Origin of the sequence: Pseudolysinimonas kribbensis, from assembly GCF_039531715.1 — a bacterium.
Taxonomy (GTDB): Bacteria; Actinomycetota; Actinomycetes; order Actinomycetales; family Microbacteriaceae; genus Pseudolysinimonas; species Pseudolysinimonas kribbensis.
In genome coordinates, this window is sequence record NZ_BAAAQO010000003.1 from 191,486 (window position 1) to 207,629 (window position 16,144).

Sequence of the window (16,144 nt, forward strand, 5' to 3'; positions counted from 1 at the left end):
GGCGTCCGGCGGCGGCGCTGCCGCGCAGCACACGCCGATCGCCGTGCTCACGCGGCACAGCAACCTCAGCGAGGCGCGCACGCCGAGCCGGCAGGAGCTGACCTTCAACCAGTGCGCCAACGATCTGTTCGCGATGATCGCGTCGGGCGACTTCCCCGACCCGGGCGCGCCATCCGGACCCCGGCGCGGCGCGCCCCGCGCCGCGGACGGCCTCATCCGGCTTGACCTCGACGGTGTCGTCACGTTCGCGAGCCCCAACGGACTCTCGGCCTTCAACCGGATGGGCTTCCAGGGCGAGCTCGAGGGCGAGTCCCTCGCCGAGGTGACCACCCAGCTGCTCGAGGGACGGCTCATCGTCGACGAGTCGTTGCCGCTCGTGGTCACCGGCCGCGCGCCGTGGCGCACCGACATCGAGGCGCGCGGCGTGACGGTCACCCTGCGCACCATCCCGATCCGGCACCACGAGGAGCGGATCGGCGCGATCGTGCTCGTGCGCGACGTCACCGAGGTCCGGCATCAGGAGCAGGAGCTGATCACCAAGGACGCGACGATCCGCGAGATCCACCACCGCGTCAAGAACAACCTGCAGACGGTCGCGTCGCTGCTGCGCATCCAGAGCCGGCGCGCGCACAGCGACACCGCGCGGGAGGCGCTCACCCAGGCCATGAGGCGGGTCGCCGCGATCGCGGTGGTGCACGACACCCTGAGCGAGGGGCTCAGCCAGAACGTCGACTTCGACGATGTATTCGACCGCGTGCTGCTGCTCATCGCCGAGGTCGCGTCGACCCACAACACGACCGTGCATCCCACGAAGAAGGGGAGCTTCGGCGTGCTGCCGAGCGAGTACGCGACGCCGCTGGCGCTCGCGCTCACGGAGCTCGTGACCAACGCCGTGGAGCACGGCCTCGCCGGCCGGGATGGCACGGTCGAGATCTCGGCCAAGCGCAAGGATCGCCAGCTCATCGTCAAGGTGCGTGACGACGGCGTCGGCCTGCCCGAGGGTCAGGTCGGCTCGGGGCTCGGCACCCAGATCGTGCGGACGCTCATCCAGGGCGAGCTCGGCGGGACGATCGACTGGCACACCCTCGAGGGGGAGGGCACCGAGGTCACGATCGAGGTGCCGACCCTGTGGCTGCAGAAGCCCTGACGCGCCGGGTGCGGCGTCGCGCCTTCCGCCGCGGGGAACCGATCATCCGTTTGCCATCCGATCGCACCCGCGCGGGCGACACCGGATGGCAAAAAGGCGATCGGTTGTGCGAGCGGCGCGCTAGCTGGCGCGGCGCGCGCGAGCGGCGCGACGCTTGAGGGCACGGCGCTCGTCTTCGCTCAGGCCGCCCCAGACGCCCGAGTCCTGGTTGGTCTCGAGCGCGTACTGCAGGCACTGCTCCGTCACGGAGCACCGCGCGCACACCGACTTCGCCTGGTCGATCTGGTCGACCGCCGGCCCCGTGTTGCCGACCGGGAAGAACAGCTCGGGGTCCGCAGTGAGGCACGCGGCCTTGTCACGCCAATCCATGGTGGGGTGCTCCTCTTGTTGCTCTGACGCGAGCGCGAGGCACCGGATTCTGGTTGCTGCCGCGCGCAGCTGATAGGGAATCCGTAGAGGTGGGGGAATGATCTGCGGACTCACCTACCGCGTTGTAGGCGTCACATCAACCGCAGACAGCGTTACATACTTGAAACACCGAATCAATAGTTTCGAATAGGACAACTCTGTGAATGCCCCGCAACGACCGGCGCTGCTCTGGGTGCTGGCGGGACTCCTGACGCTCGAGTTCCTGCTCGTGGCCGTGCTCGCGGTGCTGTCGATCGTGTCCGTCGGCACCGGCGATGCGGGCGGAGTCGGCAGCGGGATCGCGCTGGCCGTCATCGTGGTCATCGCCGCGGTCTGGCTGGGCGCGATGGTGATCGGAACGCTGCGTCGTCAGGCCTGGATCCGCGCCGCCGCCATCGTGTGGCAGATCATCCAGATCGCGGTCGGCATCGGCGTGCTCGTCGGACCGGATGCGCAGCCGCTGCTCGGCTGGCCGCTGGTCGTCGTCGCCATCGTGGCGTTCATCCTGCTGTTCACGCCGACGATCGTGAACGCGACACGACGCCGCGGCGACACCGCGATCTGACCCACCGGCTGCGCGGCGAGCCCGAGCTTCTTGCGCAGGGCCGCGACGTGGCCGGTCGCCTTGACGTTGTACAGCGCCAGCTCGATGCGTCCCTCCTCGTCGATGACGAACGTCGAGCGCAGCACCCCGGTGACCGTCTTGCCGTACATCGACTTCTCGCCCCAGACCGCGTACGCCTCGTGCACGGCGCGGTCCGGGTCGCTCAGCAGCGGGAATGTGAGGTGGTCGTTCTCGGCGAACCTCTTGTTCTTCGCCGGCAGGTCGCGCGAGACGCCGATCACGGCGTAGCCCGCCGCGGCGAGCGGGTTGAGGCTGTCGCGGAAGTCGCACGACTCGGTCGTGCAGCCCGGCGTCATGGCCTCCGGGTAGAAGTAGAGGATCACCTTGCGGCCGCGGAGACCGGCCAGCGCGAGGGGGGAGCCGTCCTGGTCGTCGAGGGTGAAATCCGGGGCGGCGTCGCCCGGCTCGAGCCGTGATGCGGCCATGTTCTCCTCCTGTTATTGTGGATCCCTGGCCCAGTCAATCAGGGTCGCGCACCTCTAGCTCAATTGGCAGAGCAACTGACTCTTAATCAGTGGGTTCCGGGTTCAAGTCCCGGGGGGTGTACCACTTCTCCTCCGGCGCATGGCTACACTCGCGCCGTGAAGCCGACCGTCGTGCGATTGATCACGCCCGCCGCGGGAGCGGTCCTGATGCTGATCGGGGCCGCGATCCTCCTGGTCCGCCCGGGCGGCGCGCCCGCAGACCACGGCTGGGCCGCGTATGCGCCGCTCAGCCGCACCGTGTTCGTGCCGAGCCTCGTGCCGTATGTTCCGGTCGCGATGGCTCTCGTGCTGATCGGGTTCTGCGCCGTCGCCGGGTGGGTCGGTTTCGAGCTGGGACGTGCGCACCGGGACAACGCGCAGAGCGGGCCCGATTCCGCCCCGTAGGCTCGGAACATGAAGCGAGTTCCCCTGGGTCGAAGCGGCGGGGACGCCGTGAACGTCGTCGCCGGCATGATGCGCATCCCCGACAAGACCGACGACGAGATCCGGACCCTCTACACGGCCGCGCGGGATGCCGGCATCGACTTCTTCGATCACGCCGACGTCTACGGCGGCGAGCTGCACAAGTGCGAGACCCGGTTCGCCCAGGCGCTGAAGCTCAGCCCCGCCGAGCGCGAGCAGATCGTCCTCCAGACCAAGACCGGCATCGTGCCGGAGGGCCCGTACTTCGACTTCTCCTACGAGCGGATCATCGCCGAGGCGGAGGGATCGCTGAAGGCGCTCGGTACCGACTACATCGACGTGCTGCTGCTGCACCGTCCCGACGCCCTGGTCGAGCCCGAGGAGGTCGCGCGTGCGTTCGACGAGCTCGAGAAGGCGGGCAAGGTGCGCGCGTTCGGCGTCTCGAACCACACCCCGCGCCAGATCGACCTGCTGAAGACCGCGGTGACGCAGGACATCGTCGCCAACCAGATCCAGATCTCGATCACCCACGCCCCGTCGATCGCGCAGGGCGTCGCCATGAACATGGACGCGCTCGAGCAGTCCGTGACCCTCGACGGCGGCGGCATCGTCGACTACTGCCGCATCAACGGGATCACCCTGCAGGCGTGGTCGCCGTTCCAGGCGAAGTTCTTCACGGGGGTCTTCCTCGGCAACGACGACTACCCGGAGCTCAACGCCGCCATCGACCGGCTCGCGGCGCACTACGACGTGCCGCCGATCGCCATCGCCGTGGCGTGGCTGACGCGGCATCCCTCGAAGATGCAGGTCGTGCTCGGCACGACGACGCCGCAGCGGGTCTCGGATGCCGCCCTCGGCTCGGACCTGCCGCTCACCCGGGCGGAGTGGTACGAGCTGTTCCGCGCCGCCGGCTACACGGTGCCCTGAGCCGCCCGGCACCCTAGGGCGCGGCGGCATCGTCGCGCCCCACTGTGTCGCCGGATGACGCCCCCGGCGACGCATTTCGCAACGGATCTCAACGTTGCGAAACAGCATTTCGCGTGCGGTGGGCGGCGCGGCCAAGGTGGGGTTCGTCATCCCCCCACCGAGGAGTCAGGCCGCCATGTCCAGTACGTCAGATGCCCCCCACCTCCCGCAGCGCTCCACACGCCGCGGTCCCCTGATCGCGATCGTCGCGGTCGCGATCGTCGTCGTCATCGCCGTGGTCGTCGCGATCATCGTGAACATCGCCAAGCCGGCCGACGCCGCCGGCGCCTCGCGCTCGGCGGGCACGCCGACCACGGTGTCGATCGGGGTGAGCGACGCGTCGCAGCCCTACTGGCAGGTCTACTCCGCGCTCGCGAAGAAGAAGCTCGGCGTCACCGTCAAGCTCGTGAACTTCAGCGACTACAGCCAGCCCAACCCGGCGCTGGCGCAGAAGCAGACCGACCTCAACTCCTTCCAGCACGTCGAGTTCCTCGCCGTCTACAACGTCACCAACCACCAGGACCTGCAGCCGATCGGTGCGACGGTCACCGTGCCGTTGCCGCTGTACTCGCTCAGGTACTCGAGCGTGTCCGCCCTGCCCGCGAACGCGAAGATCGCGATCCCCAATGACCAGGTGAACCAGGCGCGCGGCCTGCTCGTGCTGCAGTCCGCCGGTCTGGTGACGCTCAGGGACGGCGGCACGGCGTTCTCGACGATCAACGACGTCGTGTCGAAGAAGGTCGAGATCTCGACCGTCGACGCCGCCCAGACGGCCGGCGCGCTGCAGTCGGGTTCCGTCGACGCGGCCATCATCAACAACAACTTCGCGACGGCGGCCAAGCTGCCCACCGGCGACCGGATCGCCAAGGACGATCCGTCGAGCTCCGCGGCCCGTAACTACGTCAACTTCTTCGCGGCCCGCAAGGCCGACGCGAAGAACCCGCTGTACCTGAAGCTCGCGGCGCTCTACCACGACCCGTCGGTCGAGAAGGCGGTGCAGGAGGCGGACGGCGGTGTCGCCGTGTTCAGCGACGCCACAGCGGCGCAGCTGCAGGCGCAGCTGAAGAAGACCGAGGCCGACGCGCGGGCGGCGGGGGTCGGCAAGTAGTGGGCGACCTCGTTCGGCTGCGCCACGTCAGCAAGACGTACGCGACCCCGAACGGCGTCGTGACCGCCGTCGAGGACCTCTCCCTGGAGGTGCGCCAGGGGGAGATCCTCGGCGTGATCGGCTACTCGGGCGCCGGCAAGTCGACGCTCGTGCGGCTCATCAACGCGCTCGAGCGGCCGACCTCGGGCACGGTGCTCGTGGGCGACGACGAGCTCACAGCGCTGCCCGAGCGACGGGTGCGGGCCGTGCGGCGCGAGATCGGGATGATCTTCCAGCAGTTCAACCTGTTCTCCTCGCGCACGGTCGCCGGCAACGTCGCCTATCCGCTCAAGCTCGCCGGGGTCGGGCAGCCGGAACGCGATCGCAAGGTGGCGCAGCTGCTCGACTTCGTGGGCCTGCTCGAGAAGGCCCACGCGCATCCGGAACAGCTCTCGGGCGGGCAGAAGCAGCGCGTCGGGATCGCCCGCGCGCTCGCGACCGATCCGAAGCTGCTGCTCGCCGACGAGGCGACGAGCGCGCTCGACCCGGAGACGACGGCCGACGTGCTCGCGCTGCTCAAGCGGGTGAACCGCGAGCTCGGCGTCACGATCGTGGTCATCACCCACGAGATGGAGGCGATCCGCTCGATCGCCGACCGGGTGGCGGTGATGGATGCCGGCCGCATCGTCGAGCTCGGCGACGTGTACGACGTGTTCGCGCATCCGTCGACCCCGACCGTGGCGCGGTTCGTCGCCACGGTGCTGCACGACCGGCCGTCTCCGGAGACCGTGCAGCGCCTGCGCGCCGCTCACCCCGGCCGGCTGGTCACCATCGCCGTGCTCGACCAGAAGGGCTTCACCGGGCTGCTGTCCCGGGTGTTCGCCGAGCACGGCGTCGAGAACCAGATCGTGTTCGGCGGCATCAGCGAGCTGCAGGAGCGCACGATCGGCGCCCTCACGTACGAGCTGACCGGCGAGCCCGCCCGCATCGACGCCGCGCTCGCCGCGCTCGCGGCGCAGGGCATCGCCCACGACGAGGAGGCGGCGGCGTGAACGACTTCCTGAACGACCTGCCGCTGTTCGTGCAGTCGATCGGCGAGACGCTCCTGACGGTGCTCATCTCGCTGGTCGTGTCGGGTGCCCTCGGCCTGGTGCTGGGCGTCGTGCTCTACGTCACGCGCCGCGACGGCCTGCTGCAGAACCGGGCCGTCAACATCATCGTCAACGTGCTGGTCAACATCGTGCGGCCGATCCCGTTCGTGATCTTCGTCATCGCGATCTTCCCGCTCACCGTCGCCGTGCTCGGCACCTACATCGGCGTGCCCGGCGCGATCTTCGCCATCTCGCTGAGCGCGGCCTTCGCCGTCGCCCGCATCGTCGAGCAGAACCTCGTCGCGGTCGACCCCGGCGTCATCGAGGCAGCGCGCGCCATGGGCGCCTCACCGCTCCGGATCATCGTGACGGTGCTGATCCCGGAAGGTCTCGGCCCGCTCATCCTGGGCTTCACGTTCGTCTATGTCGGCCTCATCGACATGTCCGCCCAGGCGGGCGTGATCGGCGGCGGCGGACTCGGCTCGTTCGCGCTGAGCTACGGCCTGCAGCGCTACAACTACACGATCATCTACATCACCGTCGCCGTGATCATCGTGATCGTGCAGCTGGGGCAGTTCTTCGGCAACTGGCTCGCGCGCAAGGCGCTGCGCCGTTAGCGCGCGGCGCGGCGCTCGAGGAGCTCCCTGACCCACCCGGCCATCGGCACCACGCCGTTGAGTTCGTAGTCGCCGAGCTGCTGCGCCCTGTGGATCGCCGGGTTGTGGCTCGCCAAGGTGCGCGCGTTGCGCCAGTGCCGGTCGAGCGCCGCGTCGACGCCGGTCGCGGATGCGCCGCCGACCTCGAACAGCTCGGTCGCCGCGGCGAGCACGAGCGGTAGCACGACCTGCTGCGCACGGAACGCCGCGAGCTGAGCCGCCGTGTGCAGCTCCGGATCGTCGTCGCCCGCCGCGAGCGCGTTGTCGAGCGCGTCGAACCGTTCCGCGACCGCGAGCACGATGCTCTCGACGGCGAACGCGGTCGAGGTCAGCCGGCCCACGAGCGCCTGGACGAGCGGGTCCTCGCGCGGGCTCGAGGCGCCGGGGATGCCGAAGGTGCGGGTGCGCGGACGCACGAACGCCACGGCATCCCGCAGCACGGCACGCGCGATGCCGGCGAGCGCCGACAGCAGCACTGTCTGGAACAGGCCGGTGACGCTCGCGTGCGCGACCGCCTCCTCGTCGCCGAGCCGTAGCACGTGCTCCGGGCGCACCGGCACCTCGTCGAAGACGGTCGTACCCGACCCGGTCATGCGCTGCCCGAAGCCGTCCCAGTCATCGAGGGCCTCGACCCCGGGGCCGCCGAGCTCGACGAGCACCGAGACGTGGTCGCCGTCGAGCGTCGCGCTCGTGATGGTCCAGTCGGAGAAGATCGTGCCGGTCGAGTAGTACTTGCGGCCGGTGAGCCGGTAGCCGTCGCCGTCGGGCCGCAGCTCGGCGGTCGTGCCGGTCGTGGCGCCGCGCTCGGCCTGCGAATTGCCGACGAGCACACCAGTCGTGATGAGCCGGAACCACTCGTCGCGCGACGCCGCCGCCGCGGTGCGCCGCCGCCCCTCGACGAAGGCGAGGTGGCCGCGGAGCGCCTGGGGCAGGTTGGAGTCGGCGGTGCCGAGAGCGATCATCTGCCGCACGGTCTGCGTCATGGTGGCGCCAAGACCGCCGTGCGACTCCGGCACGCGAAGCAGTCCCCAGCCGGCGTCGCGCAGCAAGCCGATCTCGCGCACCGGCATCCGGCGCTCCCGCTCTCGTTCGACGGCGCCCGCCTCGATCTCGGCGAAGACGGAGGCGAACCGCGCGTCGAGGTCGGCGTCGGAGGTCATGTGGGGTGGCTTTCGGACGTGCGGTCTCGATACGCGCGCGCTACTCGACCGGCTCGTCGAGGTGGGCGCCGCCGCGGTAGCGGGCGCCGGGGTGCCGGTCGAACAGGCGGGTGTTGCCGGCGCCGTAGAGGCGCTCGCGGAACGTCGACTCGGCGTACTCGGTGCGGTACAGGCCGCGTCGCTGCAGCTCGGGCACGAGGTACTCGACGAAGTCCTCGGCGGTGCCGGGCGTCAGGAACTGCCGCAGGTTGAACCCGTCGAGGTCGGTGTCGCGCACCCAGCCCTCGATCGCGTCGGCGACCTGCACGGCGTTGCCCTGCGCGAAGAAGGGGCCGCGGTCGAACGCGGTGACCGCGTCGAGCGCCTGGCCGACGGTGGTGTCGTCGTCGTAGTGCCGGCGGCCGGACTGGGCGTTGTCGCGGCCCGCCTTGTTCTCGGCACGCAGGATGTCCATGACCTTCGCCTCGCGCGGGTACGCCGCGAGGTCGATGCCCCCGCCGCCGGCGTGGGCGAGGTAGCCCTCGGCGCTCGAGAGCCGGCGGAACTCGTCGGCCTTGCGCGCCGCATCGTCCTCGTCCTTGCCGAGCACGATGACGGCGCTGGCGTAGGTCTTGATGTCGGAACCCTGGCGGCCCCAGGCCTTGGCGCGTCGCCGGATGTCGGCGACGTTCTCGCGATACACCTGCAGGTCGCGCCCGCCCACGAACACGCCCTCCGCGTGCTTGCCCGCGAATTCGCGCCCGCGGTCGGAGCTCCCGGCCTGGAACAGCACCGGCGTGCGCTGGATGCTCGGCTCGGTCAGGTGCGGCCCCGCGACCGTGTAGAACGGGCCGGCGTGGTCGATCGCGCGCACCTTCGACGGGTCGGTGTAGACGCGGTGCTCGCGGTCCTGCACGACGGCGTCGTCATCCCAGGACCCCTCCCACAGCTTGTAGAGCACATCGAGATACTCGTCCGCGATCGCGTACCGATCGTCGTGGCCGACCTCGTCGGCCAGGCCGAAGTTGCGCGCGGCGTTGGGGAGGTACGACGTGACGATGTTCCAGCCGAAGCGGCCCTTCGTCAGGTGGTCGAGGGTGGATGCCCGGCGCGCGAACGCGAACGGCGGCTCGTAGGTGGTCGAGAACGTCGCGGCGAACGCGAGGTGCTTCGTCGCGGCGGCCATCGCCGGGATCACCAGCAGCGGGTCGTTGGACGGGATCTGCACCGCCTCGCGCAGCGCCGTCTCCGGGCCGCCGCGGTAGCCGTCGTACGCGCCGATGACGTCGGCGAGGAAGACGGCGTCGAACAGTCCCGCCTCGAGCAGCTTCGCCTCCTCGATCCAGAAGTCGAGGTCGTTGAAGCGGTGCCGGGTGTTGGCCGGATGCACCCACAGCCCGTGCGAGATGTGCCCGACGGTGTTCATCTCGAACAGGTTGAAGCCGATCTGCTTGCTCATCCCTCCGATGATCCGCGACCGGGGTGACGCCCGCGAATCGGGACGTCACGTCTCGTCATGTGCGCGGCGGACGGGGTGCGCGGGTGCGAGGGGCGACGGGTGTCGTGGTCGTGCGGGTGCGGGGCGCCCGGGCCGGTGCGGCATCCGGAGCCGGAGCCGGAGCCGGATCCGGAGTCGGTGCGGCCGGAGCGGTCGGCGCCGGAGAAGGTGCAGGTGCAGGTGCGGTCGGAGTGCCGACCTCGCGGTGCCGCGCGACGTAGAGCTCGGCGGCCGTCGTGCCGACGATGAGGAAACGCACCAGCAGGATCAGGAACGCCACGAGGGCGACGAGCAGCAGCGTCGCGACGATCATGCCGAAGACGACGCCCAGGCCGCCGAGGATCGCGGCGCCGACGTGCGACGGGCCCCCGCCGAACGGACCGGGACCGGGGAAGGGCCACCACATCATCAGTACCGCTCCTCCAGCTCGTCGAGCTCGGCCTGTCGTGACTTCTCGAGAACCGTGCCCACCGCGAGCGCGACCGAGATGCCCCAGCTCACCCACATGAGCACGACCCGCCAGTCGCGCGAGCCCCCCTTGGTGGCCCGGGCGATCCCGATCACCGGGAACAGCGACGACCAGATGCCCGGACTGAGCAGGAACTTGCGCACGGCGTCCACGCTAGCGGGGCGGTCGCTGCGGGCGCACCCGCGTTCAGGAGGGCCTCAGGCGCGGCTCAGGCCCGCTTCGACTCGCGGCGCGCGGCCCGGCGCTCGGCGCGCGCCTTCATCATGTGCGACGGCCCGCTCTCCAGCGGCTCGCGCTCGGCGTGCTCCTGGCCGACGTATTTCTTGGCGAAGGCGACCGTCTCGATCAGCACGTCGAGCTTGGGCTGCTGCTCCTTCTCCTTGCGGGTGATCACCTCGGCGACGACGTTGCCCGACCAGTGGTTCTCGGCGAGCCAGGTCAGCGTCTCGGCGACCGGCTGGGTGCCCCGGCCCGGGGGCAGGTGCTCGTCGAGGATCTGGCCCTCGTCGGCCGATCGGGTGCCGTCGCAGAGGTGCACGTGCTTGAGCCGATCGCCCATGTCCATCGCCATCTGCAGCGAGTCGCGTCCCGCGAGCGAAGCGTGCGAGAAGTCCAGCGTCATCGCCTCGACGTCCATGTCGAGCGGGTCGGAGCTCGGCTTGTAGGCCTTGATCCCGCGGCCGCCGACCTTCCACGGGAACATGTTCTCCACGCAGATGTCGACCCCGTTCGCCTCCGACGTCTCGCCGACGATGCGCTCGAACTCGTCGGCGTAGTCCGATTGCCACCGGAACGGCGGGTGCACCACGACGCTGCCCGCTCCGAGCCGCGCCGCGTGCTCCGCCGACTTCTCCAGCTTGACGCGGGGGTCGCGGCCGTAGACGAAGGTCGTCAGCAGCAGCACGGGAGCGTGCACCGAGAGGATCGGCATCGAGTACCGCTCGCTCAGACGCAGCAGGGCGTCGGCGTCCTGCGTCGTCGGGTCGTTGGTGATCATGACCTCCACCCCGTCATAGCCGGCGAGGCGAGCGAGGCGGAACGCCTGCTCCATTCCCAGCGGGTAGACGCAGGAGGTGCTCATCCCGATCGAAATCATCAGGGCATCAACTTAGCTTGTCGATGCGGGGGCGAAACGACAGTCTCAGCAACCCCTTCGGGTTCGGCGCGGGCGAGGATGCCCGGGTGAGGATGCCAGGGTGAGCACCTTCCGCAAAGAGCGACCGGATGCCCCGGCCGGCTCGTTCGAAGCCGAGGCCGCCGGCCTCCGCTGGCTTGCCGAGGCGGCGGCGCAGGGCGGCGCCGACGTGGTCCTCGTGCACGGGGCGGGGCCGGCCTGGATCGCGCTGGATCGCCTGGCCCCGGTCCGCCCGACGGCAGACGCGGCGCGGGCGTTCGGCGCCGCACTCGCCCGCACTCACGCGGCCGGCGCGCCCGCGTTCGGCTGGGCGCCCGGCACCGGGCCGTGGTACATCGGCCGGCAGGAGCTCGCGTGCACCCCGAGCGACAGCTGGGGCGCCTTCTACGCCGAGCAGCGCGTTCTGCCCTACGCGCGACGCGCGCGCGATCGCGGCCACCTCGGCGCCGATGGTCTCGCCGTCGTCGAGCTCGCCTGCGCCCGGGTGGCATCCGGCGCCCTCGACGACGACGAGCCGCCCGCGCGGCTGCACGGCGATCTCTGGAACGGCAACGTCGTGTGGACCCGCACCGGCGTGGTGCTCATCGACCCCGCCGCGCACGGTGGCCATCGCGAGACGGACCTCGCCATGCTCCAGCTGTTCGGTCTGCCGGAGCTCGATCAGGTGCTCGCCGGGTACGAGGCCGAGGCTCCGTTGCGACCCGGATGGCGTCGACGGGTGCCGCTGCATCAGCTCCACCCGCTTGCGGTGCATGCCGCATCGCACGGCGCCTCGTACGGGGCACCGCTCGTCGCCGCGGCACAGAGCACCCTCGACCTCGGCTGATACCGTCGAATAATGGTCGACGAGAGCTACGCCTTCGTCGTCGTCAGCAACCGCCTCCCGGTCGATCGCGTCGTCGACGACGACGGGACCGAACGCTGGAACCAGGGCCCGGGCGGACTCGTCACCGCGCTCGAGCCGATCATGCGCGAGGCGGACGGGGCCTGGGTGGGGTGGGCGGGCGCGCCCGATCTCGAGCACGAGCCGTTCGATCGCGACGGCATCCGGATCGTGCCGCTGACGCTCAGTCAGGACGACATCGAGCGCTACTACGAGGGCTTCAGCAACGACACGCTGTGGCCGCTGTACCACGACGTGATCGCCCCGCCGAGCTACCACCGCATCTGGTGGGACAGCTACGTGAGCGTCAACCAGCGCTTCGCGAACGCGGTCGCCGGCATCACGGCGCACGGCGGCACCGTGTGGGTGCAGGACTATCAGCTGCAGCTGGTGCCCCGGATGCTGCGCCAGCTGCGGCCGGACCTCACGATCGGCTTCTTCAACCACATCCCCTTCCCGGCATACGGCATCTTCAGTCAGCTGCCCTGGCGCACCCAGATCGTCGAGGGGCTCATGGGCGCCGACGTGATCGGGTTCCAGCGGGTCGCGGATGCCGGCAACTTCTCGCGCGCCGTGCGGCGGCTGCTGGGCTACACCACCAAGAGCCCGTACATCGACATCCCGGCACGCGGCGAGCACCCCTCCCGCCGGGTCGTCGCCAAGGCGTTCCCCATCTCCATCGACGCCCAGGCCTTCGAGCAGCTGGCGCGCCGACCCGAGGTGCAGGCCCGCGCCGCGCAGATCCGGCAGGACCTCGGCAACCCGACGACGATCATGCTCGGGGTCGACCGGCTCGACTACACGAAGGGCATCGGCCACCGGCTCAAGGCCTATCACGAGCTGCTCGGAGACGGCAGGCTCGTGGCCGAGGACGTCATGCTCGTGCAGGTCGCGAGCCCCAGTCGCGAGCGGGTCGAGACCTACCGGCAGCTCCGCGACGAGATCGAGCTGACGGTCGGCCGCATCAACGGCGACTTCGGGGTGCTGGGCCACGAGCCGGTGAGCTACCTGCACCACGGCTTCCCGCGCGAGGAGATGGCGGCGCTCTACCTCGCCGCCGACGTGATGCTGGTCACCGCGCTGCGCGACGGCATGAACCTGGTCGCGAAGGAGTACGTGGCCGCCCGGTTCGACGACGACGGCGTGCTCGTGCTCTCCGAGTTCACGGGGGCCTCGGACGAGCTGCGGCAGGCGGTGCTGATCAATCCGCACGACATCGACGGGATGAAGGACGCGATCGTGCGCGCCATCGAGATGCCGCGGCCCGAGCGCCGACGCCGGATGCGCGCCCTGCGCAAGCGGGTGCGCGAGAACGACGTCGCGCACTGGTCGCGGGAGTTCCTGCGCACCCTCGCCCGGCACTCCGACGGCCCGTCGGAGGGCCTCGGCGAGCTCGAGTGGACCCTCGAGCGCCGACCACGGAGCTGAGCGGGATGACCGGGCTGCCCGATCCGCTCGTCGACGCGCTGCGCGCCTTCGCGGCGGCGCCGCGGATCCTCGTCGCGCTCGACTTCGACGGCACCCTCGCACCGGTGGTCGACGATCCCGCGCGCGCCCGGGCCGTTCCCGAGGCGCAGGATGCCGTGCTCCGGCTGGCCGGGATGCCCGGCGTGCGCGTCGCGCTCGTCAGCGGTCGCTCGCTCTCGAGTCTCATCGAGGTCGCCGAGGTGCCCGACCGCGTGCTGCTCGTGGGTTCGCACGGGATCGAGCTGCGCCTCGACGAACCGGGTGATGCCGTCGCGCTCGACGCCGCCGAGCTCGAACGGGTCGAGGTGCTGCGGGAGGTTCTGGAGGACGTCGCGTCGGGCATCGACCGGGTCTGGCTCGAGCAGAAGCCGGCCGGCTTCGCGCTGCACACCCGTCTCGCGAGCCAGGCGGACTCGCGCCGCGCGCATCTCGTGGCGATGGAGGAGACCCGGGCCGAGCTCGAGGGGCTCACGGTGCGCCACGGCAAGAACGTGCTGGAGTTCGCGGTGCGCTCCACCACCAAGGGCGAGGCGATCGAGCACCTCCGCCGCTACACACGAGCCGACCGCGTCCTGTACGCGGGCGACGACGTGACCGATGAGGACGCATTCGCGGCGCTGCTGCCCGGAGACGTCGGGGTCAAGAGCGGCGCGGGCCCCACGGTCGCGGCGTTCCGAGTGGCGGGCCCGGAGGAGGTCGCGCACGCGATCGCCCGGCTGGCCGAACTGCGGACCGACGCGCACGAGCACTGATCCGCCCGCACGCGCGCATCGCTCCGGACCCACCTCTTTTCTCCGGAGTTGTCGAAGCGGCATCCCGCGATCACGGGCGTTCGACGGGCCGGCGAGGCGAGAACTCCGGAGAAACGACAGGGAGGATCGATCCCGCCGCCCGGGTCGATGCCGCGGGCACGGAGGGGCCCTCCGGGCGCAGTAACCTCGTTGCATGCCGGATGCAGAACGCGCCGAGAGCGCGCCCGACTGGAAGCCCCGCAGCCGGACGGTCACCGACGGCATCGAGGCCATGACCTCCCGCGGCATGCTCCGTGCCGTCGGCATGGGCGACGAGGACTGGTCCAAGCCGCAGATCGGCATCGCCAGCTCGTGGAACGAGATCACCCCCTGCAACCTCAGCCTCGCGCGGCTCGCGCAGGCCGCGAAGGAGGGCGTGCACTCCGGCGGCGGCTACCCGCTGCAGTTCGGCACCGTCTCCGTCTCCGACGGCATCTCGATGGGTCACGAGGGCATGCACTTCTCGCTCGTGAGCCGCGAGGTCATCGCCGACTCGGTCGAGACCGTCATGCAGGCCGAACGCCTCGACGGCTCGGTGCTGCTCGCCGGCTGCGACAAGTCCATCCCCGGCATGCTCATGGCCGCGGCCCGGCTCGACCTCGCCTCGGTCTTCCTCTACGCCGGGTCGATCGCCCCCGGCTGGGTGCGGCTGTCGGACGGCAGCGAGCAGGACATCACGATCATCGACTCGTTCGCCGCGGTCGGAGCCGTGCAGGCCGGCCTCATGAGCGAGGAGGACGCCCACGCGATCGAGTGCGCGTTCGCCCCCGGCATGGGCGCCTGCGGCGGCATGTACACGGCCAACACGATGGCGTCGGTCGCCGAGGCGCTCGGACTCAGCCTGCCGGGCAGCGCGAGCCCCGCGGCCGCGGACGGTCGCCGCGACTACTACGCCCACCGCTCGGGCGAGGCGGTCGTGGGCATGCTCAAGAAGGGCATCACGGCGCGCCAGATCCTGACCAAGGAGGCGTTCGAGAACGCCATCGCGGTCGGCATGGCGCTCGGCGGCTCGACCAACATCGTGCTGCACCTGTTGGCGATCGCGCACGAGGCGGGCGTCGAGCTCGACCTCGACGACTTCAACCGGATCGGTTCGAAGGTGCCGCACATCGGCGACCTCAAGCCGTTCGGCCGGTACGTGATGAACGACGTCGACCGGCGCGGCGGCATCCCGGTGCTCATGAAGGCGCTGCTGGATGCCGGACTGCTGCACGGCGACTGCCTCACCGTGACCGGCAAGACGATGGCCGAGAACCTCGCCGACATCAACCCGCCGAAGCTCGACGGCACGGTGCTGCACACCCTCGAGGACCCGATCCACGCGACCGGCGGCCTCACGATCCTGAAGGGCTCGATGGCGCCGGAGGGCGCGGTCGTCAAGACCGCCGGCTTCGACGCCGCGACGTTCGAGGGGCCCGCGCACGTCTTCGAGCGCGAGCGGGAGGCGCTCGACGCCCTTGCGGCCGGCGAGATCACGCACGGCGAGGTGGTGGTGATCCGGTACGAGGGCCCGAAGGGCGGACCCGGGATGCGCGAGATGCTCGCCATCACCGCGGCGATCAAGGGCGCGGGGCTCGGCAAGGACGTGCTGCTGCTGACCGACGGCCGGTTCTCGGGCGGGACGACCGGCCTCTGCATCGGCCACATCGCCCCCGAGGCGGTGGACGCCGGCCCGATCGCGTTCGTGCGCGACGGCGACCGGATCCGGGTCGACATCGCGGCCCGGACGATCGACCTGCTGGTCGACGAGTCCGAGCTGGAGAGCCGCCGCTCCGGATGGGCACCCCTGCCTCCGCGCTACACCCGCGGCGTTCTCGCGAAGTACTCCAAGCTCGTGCGCTCCGCCGCGGAGGGCGCCGTCACGGGCTGACGCGGAACGCTCGTGCTACGCGTGC

Annotated in this window: 17 protein-coding genes, 1 tRNA gene and 1 pseudogene; 12 read left to right on the forward strand and 7 right to left on the reverse strand. The window is 70.6% G+C overall.

Features of this window, described 5'->3' with window-relative positions; translation table 11 throughout:
* The coding region (locus tag ABD285_RS07485) for a sensor histidine kinase (protein ID WP_344201610.1) at positions 1 to 1,147 on the forward strand (1,147 nt) is incomplete at its 5' end.
* Positions 1,148 to 1,267: 120 nt separating this feature from the next.
* Here ABD285_RS07485 and ABD285_RS07490 read toward each other — a convergent pair.
* Positions 1,268 to 1,516, reverse strand: a complete 249-nt coding sequence (locus tag ABD285_RS07490; protein WP_284253175.1) for a WhiB family transcriptional regulator — start codon at positions 1,514 to 1,516, stop codon at positions 1,268 to 1,270.
* Positions 1,517 to 1,715: 199 nt separating this feature from the next.
* Between ABD285_RS07490 and ABD285_RS07495 the strand changes: the two genes are divergently transcribed.
* Positions 1,716 to 2,120 (forward strand): hypothetical protein, encoded by a 405-nt coding sequence (locus ABD285_RS07495; RefSeq protein ID WP_344201614.1) that lies wholly within the window; start codon positions 1,716 to 1,718, stop codon positions 2,118 to 2,120.
* 14 nt (positions 2,121 to 2,134) lie between these two features.
* Here ABD285_RS07495 and bcp read toward each other — a convergent pair.
* Positions 2,135 to 2,605 (reverse strand): annotated as a pseudogene (gene bcp / locus ABD285_RS07500) (thioredoxin-dependent thiol peroxidase); the annotation flags it as partial.
* Between the two features lie 48 nt (positions 2,606 to 2,653).
* Here bcp and ABD285_RS07505 point away from each other — a divergent pair.
* From ABD285_RS07505 to ABD285_RS07530, 6 genes are all read left to right on the forward strand, one after another.
* Positions 2,654 to 2,729, forward strand: a tRNA-Lys gene (locus ABD285_RS07505).
* A gap of 32 nt (positions 2,730 to 2,761) precedes the next feature.
* Positions 2,762 to 3,049, forward strand: coding sequence for a hypothetical protein (locus ABD285_RS07510; protein ID WP_284253174.1), 288 nt, complete (start codon positions 2,762 to 2,764; stop codon positions 3,047 to 3,049).
* A gap of 9 nt (positions 3,050 to 3,058) precedes the next feature.
* Positions 3,059 to 3,994: an aldo/keto reductase gene (locus ABD285_RS07515; RefSeq protein WP_284253173.1), complete on the forward strand. Its 936-nt coding sequence runs from the start codon at positions 3,059 to 3,061 to the stop codon at positions 3,992 to 3,994.
* A 175-nt stretch (positions 3,995 to 4,169) separates the two neighbouring features.
* On the forward strand, positions 4,170 to 5,141 hold the full coding sequence (locus tag ABD285_RS07520) for a MetQ/NlpA family ABC transporter substrate-binding protein (protein ID WP_344201618.1): 972 nt from the start codon (positions 4,170 to 4,172) through the stop codon (positions 5,139 to 5,141).
* On the forward strand, positions 5,141 to 6,172 hold the full coding sequence (locus ABD285_RS07525) for a methionine ABC transporter ATP-binding protein (protein ID WP_344201622.1): 1,032 nt from the start codon (positions 5,141 to 5,143) through the stop codon (positions 6,170 to 6,172). The genes ABD285_RS07520 and ABD285_RS07525 overlap by 1 nt, the downstream gene beginning before the upstream one ends.
* On the forward strand, positions 6,169 to 6,828 hold the full coding sequence (locus ABD285_RS07530; protein ID WP_284253171.1) for a methionine ABC transporter permease: 660 nt from the start codon (positions 6,169 to 6,171) through the stop codon (positions 6,826 to 6,828). The genes ABD285_RS07525 and ABD285_RS07530 overlap by 4 nt, the downstream gene beginning before the upstream one ends.
* Here the strand turns inward: ABD285_RS07530 and ABD285_RS07535 are convergent.
* From ABD285_RS07535 to ABD285_RS07555, 5 genes are all read right to left on the reverse strand, one after another.
* Entirely contained in the window at positions 6,825 to 8,027 is a 1,203-nt protein-coding gene (locus ABD285_RS07535) for an acyl-CoA dehydrogenase family protein (RefSeq protein WP_344201626.1), read from the reverse strand. The two genes, ABD285_RS07530 and ABD285_RS07535, sit on opposite strands and share 4 nt — an antisense overlap.
* A 40-nt stretch (positions 8,028 to 8,067) precedes the next feature.
* Positions 8,068 to 9,465 (reverse strand): LLM class flavin-dependent oxidoreductase, encoded by a 1,398-nt coding sequence (locus ABD285_RS07540; protein WP_344201629.1) that lies wholly within the window; start codon positions 9,463 to 9,465, stop codon positions 8,068 to 8,070.
* A 55-nt stretch (positions 9,466 to 9,520) separates the two neighbouring features.
* The gene (locus tag ABD285_RS07545; protein WP_284253166.1) at positions 9,521 to 9,913 is read right to left on the reverse strand and encodes a hypothetical protein; all 393 of its coding nucleotides are present in this window, start codon (positions 9,911 to 9,913) and stop codon (positions 9,521 to 9,523) included.
* Entirely contained in the window at positions 9,913 to 10,116 is a 204-nt protein-coding gene (locus ABD285_RS07550) for a hypothetical protein (RefSeq protein WP_344201633.1), read from the reverse strand. The genes ABD285_RS07545 and ABD285_RS07550 overlap by 1 nt, the downstream gene beginning before the upstream one ends.
* A 65-nt stretch (positions 10,117 to 10,181) precedes the next feature.
* Complete coding sequence (locus ABD285_RS07555; RefSeq protein ID WP_284253165.1) at positions 10,182 to 11,054, reverse strand: sugar phosphate isomerase/epimerase family protein; 873 nt, start codon at positions 11,052 to 11,054, stop codon at positions 10,182 to 10,184.
* A gap of 115 nt (positions 11,055 to 11,169) precedes the next feature.
* Here ABD285_RS07555 and ABD285_RS07560 point away from each other — a divergent pair, with 115 nt between their 5' ends.
* From ABD285_RS07560 to ilvD, 4 genes are all read left to right on the forward strand, one after another.
* A complete protein-coding gene (locus ABD285_RS07560; protein ID WP_284253164.1) occupies positions 11,170 to 11,934 on the forward strand; it encodes a fructosamine kinase family protein in 765 nt (254 codons plus the stop codon).
* A gap of 12 nt (positions 11,935 to 11,946) precedes the next feature.
* Complete coding sequence (gene otsA, locus ABD285_RS07565) at positions 11,947 to 13,419, forward strand: alpha,alpha-trehalose-phosphate synthase (UDP-forming) (protein ID WP_284253163.1); 1,473 nt, start codon at positions 11,947 to 11,949, stop codon at positions 13,417 to 13,419.
* Positions 13,420 to 13,424: 5 nt separating this feature from the next.
* A complete protein-coding gene (gene otsB, locus ABD285_RS07570; RefSeq protein WP_284253162.1) occupies positions 13,425 to 14,210 on the forward strand; it encodes a trehalose-phosphatase in 786 nt (261 codons plus the stop codon).
* A 193-nt stretch (positions 14,211 to 14,403) separates the two neighbouring features.
* Positions 14,404 to 16,119, forward strand: coding sequence for a dihydroxy-acid dehydratase (gene ilvD, locus ABD285_RS07575; protein ID WP_344201640.1), 1,716 nt, complete (start codon positions 14,404 to 14,406; stop codon positions 16,117 to 16,119).
* Positions 16,120 to 16,144: the final 25 nt, after the last annotated feature.

Excerpts from the sequence above, each read along its gene's own strand:
- ABD285_RS07545 (WP_284253166.1), bottom strand. The coding sequence starts at position 9,913 with ATGATGTGGTGGCCCTTCCCCGGTCCCGGTCCGTTCGGCGGGGGCCCG.
- otsA (WP_284253163.1), top strand. The coding sequence starts at position 11,947 with ATGGTCGACGAGAGCTACGCCTTCGTCGTCGTCAGCAACCGCCTCCCG.
- ABD285_RS07555 (WP_284253165.1), bottom strand. The coding sequence starts at position 11,054 with ATGAGCACCTCCTGCGTCTACCCGCTGGGAATGGAGCAGGCGTTCCGC.
- ABD285_RS07520 (WP_344201618.1), top strand. The coding sequence starts at position 4,170 with ATGTCCAGTACGTCAGATGCCCCCCACCTCCCGCAGCGCTCCACACGC.
- ilvD (WP_344201640.1), top strand. The coding sequence starts at position 14,404 with ATGCCGGATGCAGAACGCGCCGAGAGCGCGCCCGACTGGAAGCCCCGC.
- ABD285_RS07490 (WP_284253175.1), bottom strand. The coding sequence starts at position 1,516 with ATGGATTGGCGTGACAAGGCCGCGTGCCTCACTGCGGACCCCGAGCTG.
- ABD285_RS07540 (WP_344201629.1), bottom strand. The coding sequence starts at position 9,465 with ATGAGCAAGCAGATCGGCTTCAACCTGTTCGAGATGAACACCGTCGGG.
- otsB (WP_284253162.1), top strand. The coding sequence starts at position 13,425 with ATGACCGGGCTGCCCGATCCGCTCGTCGACGCGCTGCGCGCCTTCGCG.
- ABD285_RS07535 (WP_344201626.1), bottom strand. The coding sequence starts at position 8,027 with ATGACCTCCGACGCCGACCTCGACGCGCGGTTCGCCTCCGTCTTCGCC.
- ABD285_RS07515 (WP_284253173.1), top strand. The coding sequence starts at position 3,059 with ATGAAGCGAGTTCCCCTGGGTCGAAGCGGCGGGGACGCCGTGAACGTC.